Source organism: Caulobacter sp. UC70_42, from assembly GCF_044056025.1.
Taxonomy (GTDB): Bacteria; Pseudomonadota; Alphaproteobacteria; order Caulobacterales; family Caulobacteraceae; genus Caulobacter.
Genome location: NZ_CP171994.1, coordinates 4,860,468 through 4,872,859, shown reverse-complemented (window position 1 = coordinate 4,872,859; position 12,392 = coordinate 4,860,468). Strand labels below are relative to the sequence as shown.

Sequence of the window (12,392 nt, the reverse complement as noted above, 5' to 3'; positions counted from 1 at the left end):
TCCGAACGCCACCGCCGCGACCGCCTTTGCCTAGGCCGAGGCTCTTGGCCATGGCCGACCGCTGTTCCGAATAGGTCGGGGCAACCATGGGGTAGTCTTTAGACAGGCCCCATTTCGCCCGGTACTCGTCAACCGTCAGACCCATCGTTGTGAGGTGGCGCTTGAGCGTGCGGTAGGGTTTGCCGTCCTCGAACGAGATGAGGGCGTCAGGCGTGATCGACTTGCGGATTTGGGCGGCCGTTGCCTTAGGGTGTGCTTCGGCAGGCGCCGCAGCTTCCGGGCGCCGATCCCGGCGAGGGCGCCGTAGGTCGCCTTGATCAGGGCCGGGAGTTCGGTCACCGGCGTCGTGTTGTTGCCGACGTAGTTCGCTACAATCTCAGCGGTCAGTTCGATCAGGTGAGCGTTCTGTTCGGACATCGGCCGGACCTTTCCCAATGATTCTAAGGGTCAGAGTCTACGGCCTAAATAGCTGATGATCGAACTTATTAAGTCCTTCCTGAACGACCTCGCGACTACTCGCGACGGTGTATCTTTCGACCCGATCCGTGTTGGCGGGATGCTGACCGGTGTCGTTTTCCTTGGTCTCGCGACCTACCACGTCGTTGTTCTGCACCAGCCGTTTGACGCCCTGAACTTCGGTTCGGGCGCCGCCGCGCTGTTCGCGGGTATGGGCGCGGGCATCGGGCTCAAGCGGAACGACGAACCCGACGCCTAAGCGTCACAGTGATTCACGTGAATCATCGGCCGGGCTACATCAGCGGCGATGATGAGCGACAAGCGGCTGTTGAACCGCCTCCCCAAGACCATCGACCAGTTCGCCCGCCGGAAGATGCGGGGCAGCTACGACGGGGAGCGGAGCGCGTCTTACGTTCGGCTTGCCACCGACAGGACCGCGACGGTGACGCCGACCGTCCTCGTGGAGACGGCCGACCTAATTGAACTTCTAGTGGTCATTGAGGCGGCCAATTGGTCGGTGACCTTTGTGGCCAAGAAGGCGAAGCTGAATGGCTCCCGCCTTTGGTCGGCGACTGGCGCTGACATTCTCGCCGTCAGCGGCGTGACCCTCGACAATATCGAAGACGTCTCGACGTGGCTGGCGTTGCCGTAGCCGGTTTGGCCGCCTCGCAAGGCTAGGCTTCGATGTAGACGTTCCCGTGCGGACCGATGGCGAGATAGACGTTTGCCAGCTTGTCGCCGGTCGGGCGCCGTTCGGGCCGTCCGAGTTGTAGAGGGAATACCAACCGGGTTGATCGTCCGTGTTGCGGATGGCGACGTAATCCCCCTTGTCGAGTGGGACCCCCGCAGGATTCCCATTGGACAGCAGCAGTTGTTTCGGTTCGGGTTGATGCAGGTTCACCGACAGCAGTTGGCACACGACGACAGTCATAGCGTTCTCCGGTTGTGGAGTGTCTGTGCTAGACCTTGAGTGTTAAAAATTAGCCGACGTGACCGGGCAGAACGAGGGCAATCAGCGCGCCGACGACGGCTATCAAGATCAGGCCGACGAGACCGAACACGATGGTCTTCACAGGGCCGAAGTCGTCCTTGCTCACCTTGTCGTTCAGGTCGTCCCGGTTGGCCTTGGTGTCGAGTTCGGCGCGCATGGCGGCGACTTCAGATTTCTGGTCGGCGATGGCTTGTTTCAGGTGACCCATCTCCAACGTCTGGAGGTCAATCTTGCCTTCGATGCGGGCTAGTTGAACGGCCGTCTCCACGTTGCTCATATCGCTCATTGCAGCCCCGCCTTCACGGTCGGGACAGCCGGTGAGGCCGTGACGGTCGCGATGGCCATGGGAGCCACGTCGTTAGGGGCGTTGGGGGAAAACTTCTGCACTCAATCCTTACCGGCTACTCAGCCTACGCAATTTACTGAGCTTATTTAGGCTACGGGCTCGTTCGGCGGCGCCACGGCGCCGACCTCGCCCCTTGCTCCCGATCCCCCCTATATCTGTGGGGCAATAGGGGAGGTTGAATGACTGCAATCTACAGGTTCGTTGTGACCCATGACGACGGCATGGCGCCGTGCTCCCAAGACGGGGTTCTGTCGCTGGTCACGTGCAAGCCGAACATCCGGCTCAAGGCTGACGTCGGCGATTGGTTGATCGGGTACCGGCGCAAGAAACTAGGCGGGCTGACCTTCGTCGGTCAGGTCTCGAAGAAAATGGAGATCGGGGACTATCAGGAGAAATTCCCGGATCGCCGCGACGCCGTTTATCGCCGCGTCGGTCGTCGGCCCAACGGTCGAGAAATCCTCGAACCGCTGCGGGACGACTACCACGAGACCGAGAAGCTAAGGGGCCGGGATATCCGGGGCCGCTACTCTCTGATTTTCGACCGCTATTGGTATTGGGGATGCGACGGCGGCATAGCGCCTGAGTTCATCGCCGACATGGCTCACTATTGGATCGGCCACGCCCGAAAGGCGACCCCGACCCAAGTCCAACGGCTGACGGATTGGCTGACGTTCCCCGGCGGCCATTTGGGTGAGCCATGTACCCCGGACGTGATCAAGCGTCAGAACTGCGGAGGCGGCTGCTAGAGCCTCCGCATCGGCATAGAAGCGCCGACATTCATGGGCCGTCCGGGCTGTTGTCCGGGCGGCCCTTGTTTCGTCTCCGAAGGTGGCGGCGGGGCTATCGGGATCATCGGCTTGAAGTGCGCGCGGAAGTCCATGGCCGCGCCGAAGTAGGTCGCGGCACGGTCTTCAAGGTCTGGGTCGTCCTTGTGCATGAAGCCGCTGAACGGCGAGTTCAGGGCATGGGTCAGCAAGGCCTTCGCATCGGTCGGGCTCTTGCCCCAAAGCGGGCGATAGAACGCGCTGTAGGCGGCCCGACCTTCGTGGAAGAAGTTCCCGACGTTGAACACCGGCTTCCCCATTAGCACCGCGTAAAGGCCCATCTCCGTCGTGGTGCAGGCATAGACCCGTTCAGCCGCCATCAGGTAGGCGTCGCCGCTGGTGTTCGGCTGAACCACGCGGTGGTGACCGAACGACTGACACAGGTGGCCAATCAGACCATCGTCGCTGAACGGATGCGGCTTGATCACCAGTTCGTCGTCATCGTGCATCGCCCGCGACAGGGCCTCGAACGACACCATGTCCCGGAAGATGTTCGAGCCCGGTAGGAAGGCGACCGCCTTGGCCGTGGGCGTCGGCCCCTCGTTCAGTTTGTACTTGTCCAGCGTCCCGCGCTGGTGGCGCTGGGCTAGGATCGCCGACGCGGCGTCAAAGCCTTGGTTCGAACTGTCCAACGCCTTCTGAACTAGGCGGGCCGACACTTCCGCCGACATGGGGCTGACCAGCAGACCGGACCCAAGGAATTCGGTGTACGTGAATTCCGAGAAGTACGGTGGTTGCGAGCGGTTGACGTCGTAGCTCGCGGGCAACGGCGCCGCCGCCCGAACGATCTCTTCGACCGGCCGAAGTTGGGTCAGATGGGCGCCGCGCATGGCGGCGAACTCAGGCCCAATTTTCTTGTCGTGGATAGCGGCGTCCACCAGCAGTTCGCGCGCGAACGGAGGGGCGACCGTCACCATGTGGTGTCCCTCGTAGTGCTCTGCGAAGTCGTCCACGAACTCGTGTAGCTAGTCGTATAGCTACTAGAATAGGTCGTGGTGTAGTCCGTGTTCCGGTAGTTGTAGTAGTGGGTCGTGTAAGGAACTTGCCACTCCGTCGTCCAGTAACTCGTGTACCCCACTGACCACGACGTCGTGTAATACGAAGTGTAATTCACCGACGCTGACGTTCCACGCTGATAGTGGTTCGAACCCGACACCAAGGCGCTAGTCTGGGCCGTGTGGGTGATGTCCGTGTTGTAGTAACCGTCAATCACGAAGGTCGTATAGCTGTAGGTAGTATTGTAGTATGTGTCCCAACCCTCATCGAACTTGAAGGTCGTCCACCGCGAAGTTTCTTGCTGATAGGAAATCGTCGTGTTGTGGCCAAATGGACGTGTTCCCGGCGCCCACGAGTGCCACTCCGTCGTGTAGGACGAATAGTAGCTGTACGGGACGTCCCATTCCGTGACCCACCACGAGATGTAGGAAACCGGCGCGCTAGTCGTTCGCGAGGTCGTGTAAGACGCGGGTGCGCTCGTGCCGCGAGACGTCCAGCGGTAACCCGCTTCACTGACATATACGGCGGTCTGACGGGTGCCGGACCCACCCCATGTGACGGTTGTCGTGCGCGACGCCGGGGCGCTGGTCGTCCAACTCGTGAGGTAGGTAGTCGCGTGCATCCCGCCGCGACGAAGGTTGCGGGCGAGCGTCATTAGATGGTCGCCCCCGAGAAGAACACGTTGACCCGCGTCCCCTGATTTCGAGTCGCCATGGACAGGTGATTTTCAGCGCCGGTAGTGCTGATCAGCGTTGGGGCCGTGCCGCCGGGGAACTTGAACGTCGTCGTGTTCCACGTCACCGAGGACCCGCCCGCGCCGACCAAGATCAGGGTCCAAGACACCATGCCGGTCGGTACGTTCGTGATGCTGATGCTGGTGATGTTCGCGTTCCAAGAAACGGCGAACACCGAGCCCTGAGACAGGTCGAGCGTCAGGGCGCCGCCGCTGATGGTCGGAGTGACGACCTGTTGGCGGTCCGACTTGGTGAGGTCGCCGTCAGCGAGCTTCCCGGCGAGGGCGATGGCAACCGCGTTGCTGATCGGCTTGGACAGGTCGGACGTGTTGTCCACGTTGGGCAGGCCGACGTCGGTCTTGGTCAGTGTCGGCAGATTGGAAGCGCTCAGCTTCGCCGAAGCGTCGAGACCGGCGTAGCCGTTCGCCGCGCCCTTGGCCGACGTCAACTGATAGACGGTCGCGTTGGCGATGCTCAGGGTGATCTTCCCCCGAGAGAGTGGACGGGGTTAAGCCGCTCTACGTTCGGCCTCGGCGGGGCTGATATAGCCTAGAGCCGAGTGCAGGCGACGGGAATTGTAGAAGCCCTCGATATAGCCGAACAGATCGCGCCGGGCCTCGGCGCGGGTGGCGTAGATCCGATGATGGACGCGCTCGGTCTTGAGGGTGTGGAAGAAGCTCTCCATCGGGGCGTTATCCCAGCAGTCGCCCTTGCGGCTCATGGAGGGGGTGATGCCGGCTTGGGCCAGGGCCGAGCGATAGGCCTCGGCGGCATATTGAATGCCGCGATCCGAATGATGGATGAGGCCGGGCGCGGGCTTTTGGCGTGCGATGGCCATGGTCAGGGCTTCCAGGGCGATCTGGGTGTGCAGGGTGTCGCGCATCGACCAGCCGACGAGTTTGCGGGTGTGCATGTCGAGGACGCCGGCCAGGTAGAGCCAGCCTTCGCCAGTCGGGATGTAGGTGAGATCGGCCAGCCAGACCTGGCCTGGAGCCGCCGCCTGGAAGTTGCGGGCGAGCCTGTTGGGCGCGATCGGATAGCCATGGCGGCTGTCGGTGGTGCGGGTACGGCGAGGCAACGCGGCCAGGCCGCGCAAGCCCGCCCGGCGCATCAACCGCTCGACCCGCGAGCGCCCAACGCGGCGCCCATGACCGCGCAGGACGGCGTGGACGCGCGGCGAACCATAGGTCCCACAGCTCTCGGCATGGATCAGGCGGATGTCCTCGGTCAGCGCGCGATTGGCCGCCGCCCGCCGGCTCTCGGGCCTGACGCGCCAGGCATAGTAGCCGCTGGCCGACAGACCCAGGACCCGACACATCACCCGAACCGGCCAGGCGCCGCGGTGCTCATCGACGAACCCGAACTTCATCGGGAGGCCGCTCCGAAGATGAGCGCGGCTTTTTTTAGGATGTCGCGCTCCATCCGCAGATGGTCGTTCTCGCGACGCAGGCGGGCGTTCTCGGCGGCCAGATCAGACGGCGACGGGGCCGGCGCTTGCGTGTGGGCGCGCCGCGCCGGCCCCATCACCTGCGTCCCGTACTGCATCATCCATCGTCGCAGGACCGTCTCGTGCAGGCCCAACTCCCGGGCCACCATGCCGGCCGACAGGCCGCTGCTGGCGACACGGTCAACCGCTTCTCGTTTGAAGGTCTCCGGAAAGACCCGACGCTTCACGCTCATCAGACACTCCTCTCCAGCTCCGAAAAGCTAGCATGGGTGTCCACTCAAGCGAGGGAGGATCAATCTTGTCCCACGTCGAACCGTTCGACAGTAGCATGTCGCCAACCTGCCAATCGGTGATCCCGCTGACGTTGGTCGTGCCCGCCGTGCTGACCTTGTAGATTTGGCCCTTGTTAGAGGAGGCGGCGGCCGGGATCGTCGGGGAGTTCGTCGAAGCGTTCCAAACACCGACGTAGGAGAGGGCGCCTAGAACAGACGGATCGAACTGAGCGGCCTTGATCTTGCCGTTTCCGTCGAGGCCCGCGTAGCCGTTCGGCTGGTCTTTTTCGATACGAAGCTGATAGCTCGCGGCGTTCGAGACAGCCGCAGCTACGACCGCGCTGTTGGCCGCAGATGAGGCGGCGAGCCATGCCGAACTGTTGGCCGATTGAGCGCCGACGTTGGCGTTCTCAGCCGCGATAGCGCGGTTGGTCGAGAGGGTGGCGTTCGCTACGGCGATGGCTTCCGACGACGCGGCGCCTACGCGGGCTGTCCAAGCGCTTGTGTTGGCGGCAGCGGCCGAGGCCGCGTTCGCAGTCGCGTATCCGGCCTGAGTGACGGAGATGGTCGCGTTGCTAGTCGCGATGCCCGCCTGTGTCGCAGCCGTAGCAGCCGACGCCGCAGCAGCGACGGCGTTGCCGATGGCGATGGTCGCCTGAGTGGTCGCTACTACGGCGTTGCCGAGAGCGGTGGTCGCTGATCCGGCCGCCGCTGTTGCCGAGTTAGCGGCGGCGAGCTTGGAGGCGTTGGCGTTCGTGTTGGCGGTATCGGCCCCAACCTTCGCGGTCCAAGCTGAAGTGTTCGCCGTTTCAGCCCCGACGCGGGCGGTGTTCGCCCCTGCGTTGGCGGTGTCGGCCCCGGCCTTGGCTGTCCAAGCGAAGGTGTTGGCCGTGTCGGCGCCAGTCTTTGCCGAGTCAGCCCCGACCTTGGCCGACCATGCCGAGGTGTTCGCGGCGTCCGCGCCGGTCTTGGCCGTATCGGCACCAGCCTTGGCGGACCACGCTGAAGTGTTGGCGTTGTCGGCTCCGACCTTGGCCGTCCATGCGGAGGTGTTCGCCGTGGCCGCTGACGACGCCGATCCGGCCGACGCCGTGGCGTTCGCCTGAGCGGCAACGCGGGCGGCCTGAGCGTTGGTATTGGCGGTGTCCGCGCCGGTCTTGGCGCTGTCGGCCCCGACCTTGGCCGTCCAAGCGTTTGTGTTAGCTGTGGCGGCCGACGAAGCCGAACCGGCTGCGGCCGTAGAGTTGGCCTGAGCCCAAGCGACGTGCTGGGCGATGAGCGCGGTGTTGGCGTTGATGCTCGCCGCCGCCGAGACGGCGGTATTGGCCGCAGCCTGAGCCGTGGTCGCGGCGCTGTTCGCCCACGCGGCCGGGCCGAGAACCGGGTTCTGGAGAAGGGCCGGACACGGGGCGTAGGCGGTGACGCCGACGTCGTTCGTGAACGGGAACATGCCGTTGTTGAACGGGCCGTCCGTGACGCCACCCGCCCACCAATCACGAAGCTCCTTTTGCCAAACCCGTTGATTGGCGACGAAGCTGTTGACCGACGAAGCAAGCTGAGCGGGCGTGTAGGCGTCCCACTCGTCAACAAGGTCGGAGAGGGATGCCGAGAAGGCGTTCGCCGTGATGGCGTTGGCCTTGAATTGACCAATGAGGGTGACGAAGCCCGAGGCGAATTCGTCGTTCGAAATACTGGATGAAGCCATCCAGTATTTATTTGAACCTGCTTAGTCGGCCTTGGCTGGATACGCCGCGTCGAACTCTTCGACCGTCGTCGGGATATTCGGATCAATGCCCGAACAGATACCTTCGATGTCCGTCCCGGCCGTGAAACGAACTTGCGCGTCCGGGAACCGCGCGAGTTGAAATTCAACGTTGGCGTCGAGATAGGCGCGCGAGCCAAACATAAGTTGGAACCCGCCGCCGGGTCGGTAGATGATCACTGTTTCGTCGTTCATTTTACTTCTTCAATTCTGTTAGGCGGACATAGGTCCGGTTGGCGCGGACAGAGCCCGAGCCCGGCGTTGCTTGGTAGGTGACGCGGAAGGTGTGGGAGCCGTAGCCCGGATTGACGACGACAGGCGTTGTCGATCCAAGCTGACCCCAAGAGGGCGTGCAGTAGACGGCGCCCGCGTTGTAGACGCTGCTGTCGCAGTACAGGCGGTAGACCGCACCGGCTGGCGAACTCGTGCTCGTGCCGACCTCACAATAGACGTCGAGTGAAATCTTGCCGCCCTCGCAGAAGTACGAGAACGACAGGTGTTCCATCTCGGACGTCGAGAAGTAGACCTGACCGACGTATTCGTTGACGACGAGATTGGTGACGGCGCCGCCGACGATCTTGTCAGCGGTGATCGTTCCGGCCCCGATGTTCCGGGCCACAACGTTGTCCATGTACGTAACGCCGCTGATGACGGCGAACGGGACGGTCGGGTTGGCGCCGCTGGCGTCAACGACCCGCAGGCTCGACGCCATCAGGTCGATGGTCGAGGACGTGCTACCGTTGATCTTGATGCCGGTGAGCTTGTTGCCGTTCGCGGTGTTGGTGACCGCAAGGACGGCTTGAGCGCCGTTGCCGTTGGCGGACGACAGGGCGAGCGAAGCCGTTGAACTGGCGCTGTTGGCCGTCGTGCTGACGCTGGTGATCTGCGACGCGATGGACGAGCCGGGGCCGGTCTGGGCCGTGACCTGAGAACTGACCGACGCCGACAACTGCGAACCGGTCACTCGGTCGTTGATCTGCGATTGCAGCGACGTGACGGTTTGGGCGAGCGAGCCGTAACCGCTGACCGTGACCTTCGTGGAATCGAGGGCGAAGGCGGACCCGTTGTTGAGGGTCGCGCCCATCTGCTGGAGCGTGTTGACGGCCGACGAAGCGTTGGTGGACGCGCTGGTGGCCGTGGTCAGCAGGTAGCTAGACGAAGAGCCGTTGAACCGGTTCTCAATCAGGGCGTCGCGCGACGCCATCGATGTCGAGCTATCGACGTAGACCTTGTTGCGATCCAACAGGATCGCCGTGTTCCCGTTGAATTCCGCACCTAGTTTGCTGAGGAACGAAGACGTCGCGGCTTGCTGATTGGTCAGCGTCGAAAGCTGCTGTGTCGCGGTGCTGTTGTTGTTGGCGACGGTCGATTGAAGCGCCGTCAGGACCGAAGCGTTGGCCGCGACTGCGTTGGCGACGGTGTTGAACTGCTGGGTCGCTACGGCGGCGTTGTTCGCGACAATGCTGGCGAGCGCTACTCGTGCGTTCGCCTCCGCGCTGTCGGCGGTGGTCAGGGTCGCGAACTGCTGGTTGGCGTAGCTCGCGTTGTTGGCGACCGTGCTGGCCAGCGTCAGCCGGGCGCTCGATTCCGCCGCGATGGCATTGGCCGTCGTGGCGAATTGCTGGGTGACGGCCGCGTTGTTGTTGGCGACTGTCGAGCCGAGGCTAGTCAGGACCGAGGCGTTGGCAGCGAGGTTGCCCGCGACGGTGTTGAACTGCTGGGTGGCCTGAGCGACCGCGTTCGCCGTCTCGGACTGGAGCGCCGTGAACTTCGACGCCATCGAGACGCCGTTGCCGACCTGAACCTTGCTGGTGTCGAGAACGAACGTCGTCCCGTTCGCCGCCTTCACGCCGATCAGGTTGAGGGTCGAAACAGTGTCGTCGGTGCGGACCTGTTCGTTGCGAACGACCGTCCCGATTTCCTCGCCGTCGAGGAAGGTCAGGCGCTTGGTCTCGACCTCTTCCTGAGCGTCGGCCAAGACGTTCCGAATGGCCGCGTAGGCGAGTTCGTTGGTCGCGTTGGCGACCTCCCGCAACTCGTCACGCTTGGCGTAGCCCGCGCCAAGGGCTGCGCTTGTGTTGGCCTGAACGGCGGCTAGGTCGTTCGCAACCTGCGTGACCGTGTTGCCGTAATCCAAGACGATCTGAGGAACGTAGATGTCTTGGAACGGCGCCCAGACGGACGCGAACATCCAATCCGGGCGGCCGGTAATGGCGTTGCTGGTCCACGGGATTACGTGGTCACCGGGGATGACCGGACCGAGGACCAGCTTGTTCGAGGAAACGACGTCTCGAACCGTCCGGTACGAGATGGCGACCTGATACTGTTGGCCCGCGCTGACGCCCGTGACCTCAATCCGCGTCGTGGTCGTCGGGTACTCGGAATAGGCCGTCCAATCGGTTTCGCCGACCTTCCGATATTCAACGATGATGCTGGAGGCGTTCGGGTCGTCACATGCGCCGGTGACGACGATGGCCGGTTCCTTGACGCCGCTGATGCTGGTGACCGTTGTGCCCGTGATCGCCCATGCGACGTTCGCAGGGGCGGGCGGGTTGGACGGGTCGAAACCGCCAAGGGCAGGGGACGGCGGAGCGGTCTGCGACTGGCCAAGCGCGAAGGCGTGCTTGGCGTCGGTTTCAGCCCGAAGGTTCAGGGTGACTTGCAGCGAGGCCGGGTCGAGCGAACGACCGACGACGAGCATCTTTCGACCGTTCATCCCGAGGTCGGGGACGTTCGTCGTGATGCAGTCGCCAACCCGGACGTTCAGCAGGCGCGGTTTACAGGTCACCGTCGCGGTCAGGAACTCGCGGGTGTTTACGAGGTCGTAGGCGGCAAGCTGGTGCGCCTGAGCCGCGCCCTGAACGAGGGCGTACTGAACCTCAACCGAACGGGTCTCACCGGCGTCTTCGGTGACGTAGGTCGAGGCCGTGACCGTCTCACCGGCGATCACTTCCCAACCTTGGGACTCCGCACGGTAGCGGGGGACGATGGTGTTCTTCCGGTCGCGGAAGCCCGTCGTGTTGTTGATTTCGACGGTCCCAACGATGTCGTCGGCCCCGAGCGTGTAGACCGACGCCTTGGGCGCGTTCTGGATCACCGACAGTTGGGCGCCGCGTGCAGCAGCGACCGCGCCACCCGCTTGAAGAATGGCGTTCAGGACATTGAATTTGCTGTCGTCTGACGTGACGACGCCGCCAACTTTCCAGCCGTTCGCGTCGCAGACGTTCGCCATCGAGACGAAGGCCGGAAGGTCAATATCGTCGAAGCTGGCGCCGATGCCGCCGACGCGCTTCCCGTTCGACCAGATGCCGAGCGACCAGTTCAGACCGACGACGCCGGGGTTCTCGCTGAACTCGTAAGTGGACGGTTGGCCCCAACGGTGCGCGCCCGATCCGCCCGGCTGTGTGCTGTCCTTACGCGGGTCGTAGTGCTTGAGACCTGAGCCGACCCAAAGGTTCTTCGACGGGAGCCCGTTCGGGAAAACCTTCGTGTCGTAGGTGCAGAGCATCAGGGCGTGCGCGAGCCCAGTCAGTTTGTCGGCCGACCCGAGACCCGGAAGCGCAATGCCGCTGTAGTTGGTCGGGGAGCCGTCCGAGTCAGCGCCGCTCAGCCACCGTTGGCGCATCTTCCCGGCGTAGAGCCCGGAGCTTGGGGATGTGCCTGAGACGGTGGCGAGGCCGTAGTTCGGGTTCGTCCCAAAGCCGACGTCGTATTCAGCCGCCGAATAGCTCTCGATACCGGCGATGGGGCCGCCGCCCGACAAGACGGTGATCATCGCCAGTTCGGCGTTTTTCGAACCGTAGGTGTCGCGGTAGGTGAGGTAGCCGCCGGTCGCGGTGCGCCCCAACATGAAGGGCACGGGGGCGCTATCGCCCGCCGCCTTAAGCTGTAGCTGCTGACCGGTGCTTTCGAGCGCCTTTCCGGCTTTCTTGGCTTCGGCCGCCGCGCTCATGGCCATGCCGAGGGACAGAGCCGTCGCGCCGATCGTGGCCCATGTGCCGACCGTCAGACCGAGAACGACCGTAGACGTGACGGCGGTGACCGCTGCGGCGGTCGAGGCGAATGCTGCTGCAATCGCCGGGATGGCTTGAGGCATTAGGCGGCCTCCCCAGCGGGAGGGACACGCCATGCGTGGGAACAGACATGCGTCGGCGCCCAGCTACAGCGGCCGTTCGCGAAGCCAAGAACGCGGTCCTGACCAATGGCCACGCCAAGGGCGACCCAACCCTTGGCCTCGTCATCGGCTTCGGCCGGGATGCCTACGACGTCGCCCGGCAACGCCATCGCCGGAGGGATGGGCTCGAACCCGAGCTTTTCGAGATGTTCGGCGAAGCTGGCGATGCCCGCCCGCTTCATGGCCTTGAGGGCGTTCCGGCGCGTGCCGTAGCTGTCGATCTTGGCCAGCGGATCGGCGTGACCGAGCGCGCGGATGACGAACGCGGCGAGATGGGCGCAGTCGTTGGCGCCCCATTGGAATTCGGTGTCTAGGAAACGGTCGATTGTCGCCTGAGCGGCGGCAATTCTGGATACAAGCTGCATCCAGTATTTATTTGAGCCGTCCTAG

General features: G+C 63.6%; 11 protein-coding genes and 1 pseudogene. 3 read left to right on the top strand and 9 right to left on the bottom strand.

Annotated elements, in window-relative coordinates; genetic code table 11:
• Positions 1–16 precede the first annotated feature (16 nt).
• Positions 17–417 (bottom strand): annotated as a pseudogene (locus ACHMW8_RS24550) (MucR family transcriptional regulator); the annotation flags it as partial.
• A gap of 55 nt (positions 418–472) precedes the next feature.
• Between ACHMW8_RS24550 and ACHMW8_RS24545 the strand changes: the two are divergent.
• Both ACHMW8_RS24545 and ACHMW8_RS24540 read left to right on the top strand, forming a co-directional pair.
• Complete coding sequence (locus ACHMW8_RS24545; protein ID WP_395444067.1) at positions 473–715, top strand: hypothetical protein; 243 nt, start codon at positions 473–475, stop codon at positions 713–715.
• A 48-nt stretch (positions 716–763) separates the two neighbouring features.
• Complete coding sequence (locus ACHMW8_RS24540; RefSeq protein ID WP_395444066.1) at positions 764–1,108, top strand: hypothetical protein; 345 nt, start codon at positions 764–766, stop codon at positions 1,106–1,108.
• 328 nt (positions 1,109–1,436) lie between these two features.
• Here ACHMW8_RS24540 and ACHMW8_RS24535 read toward each other — a convergent pair whose 3' ends face one another.
• Positions 1,437–1,733: a hypothetical protein gene (locus ACHMW8_RS24535; RefSeq protein WP_395444065.1), complete on the bottom strand. Its 297-nt coding sequence runs from the start codon at positions 1,731–1,733 to the stop codon at positions 1,437–1,439.
• A gap of 239 nt (positions 1,734–1,972) precedes the next feature.
• Here ACHMW8_RS24535 and ACHMW8_RS24530 point away from each other — a divergent pair, with 239 nt between their 5' ends.
• Positions 1,973–2,539: a hypothetical protein gene (locus ACHMW8_RS24530; RefSeq protein WP_395444064.1), complete on the top strand. Its 567-nt coding sequence runs from the start codon at positions 1,973–1,975 to the stop codon at positions 2,537–2,539.
• On the opposite strand, the gene ACHMW8_RS24525 is transcribed toward ACHMW8_RS24530, so the two are convergent.
• From ACHMW8_RS24525 to ACHMW8_RS24495, 7 genes are all read right to left on the bottom strand, one after another.
• Complete coding sequence (locus ACHMW8_RS24525) at positions 2,536–3,570, bottom strand: hypothetical protein (protein ID WP_395444063.1); 1,035 nt, start codon at positions 3,568–3,570, stop codon at positions 2,536–2,538. The genes ACHMW8_RS24530 and ACHMW8_RS24525 overlap by 4 nt on opposite strands.
• A 697-nt stretch (positions 3,571–4,267) precedes the next feature.
• Positions 4,268–4,795, bottom strand: a complete 528-nt coding sequence (locus ACHMW8_RS24520; protein ID WP_395444062.1) for a hypothetical protein — start codon at positions 4,793–4,795, stop codon at positions 4,268–4,270.
• Between the two features lie 60 nt (positions 4,796–4,855).
• Positions 4,856–6,027, bottom strand: a protein-coding gene (locus ACHMW8_RS24515; protein ID WP_395443854.1) for an IS3 family transposase whose coding sequence is annotated in 2 segments (ribosomal slippage) — positions 4,856–5,754 and positions 5,754–6,027 — 1,173 coding nt in all. Because the reading frame shifts where the segments join, the coding sequence is not laid out codon by codon here.
• Positions 5,975–7,771 carry a hypothetical protein gene (locus tag ACHMW8_RS24510; RefSeq protein WP_395444061.1) on the bottom strand — a complete coding sequence of 599 codons (1,797 nt, stop codon included), beginning with the start codon at positions 7,769–7,771 and terminating at the stop codon, positions 5,975–5,977. The genes ACHMW8_RS24515 and ACHMW8_RS24510 overlap by 53 nt, the downstream gene beginning before the upstream one ends.
• 21 nt (positions 7,772–7,792) lie before the next feature.
• Positions 7,793–8,023 (bottom strand): hypothetical protein, encoded by a 231-nt coding sequence (locus ACHMW8_RS24505; RefSeq protein ID WP_395444060.1) that lies wholly within the window; start codon positions 8,021–8,023, stop codon positions 7,793–7,795.
• 1 nt (position 8,024) lies between these two features.
• Positions 8,025–11,924, bottom strand: a complete 3,900-nt coding sequence (locus ACHMW8_RS24500; protein WP_395444059.1) for a hypothetical protein — start codon at positions 11,922–11,924, stop codon at positions 8,025–8,027.
• On the bottom strand, positions 11,924–12,367 hold the full coding sequence (locus ACHMW8_RS24495; protein WP_395444058.1) for a DUF6950 family protein: 444 nt from the start codon (positions 12,365–12,367) through the stop codon (positions 11,924–11,926). Before ACHMW8_RS24495 ends, ACHMW8_RS24500 begins: the two co-directional genes overlap by 1 nt.
• Positions 12,368–12,392: the final 25 nt, after the last annotated feature.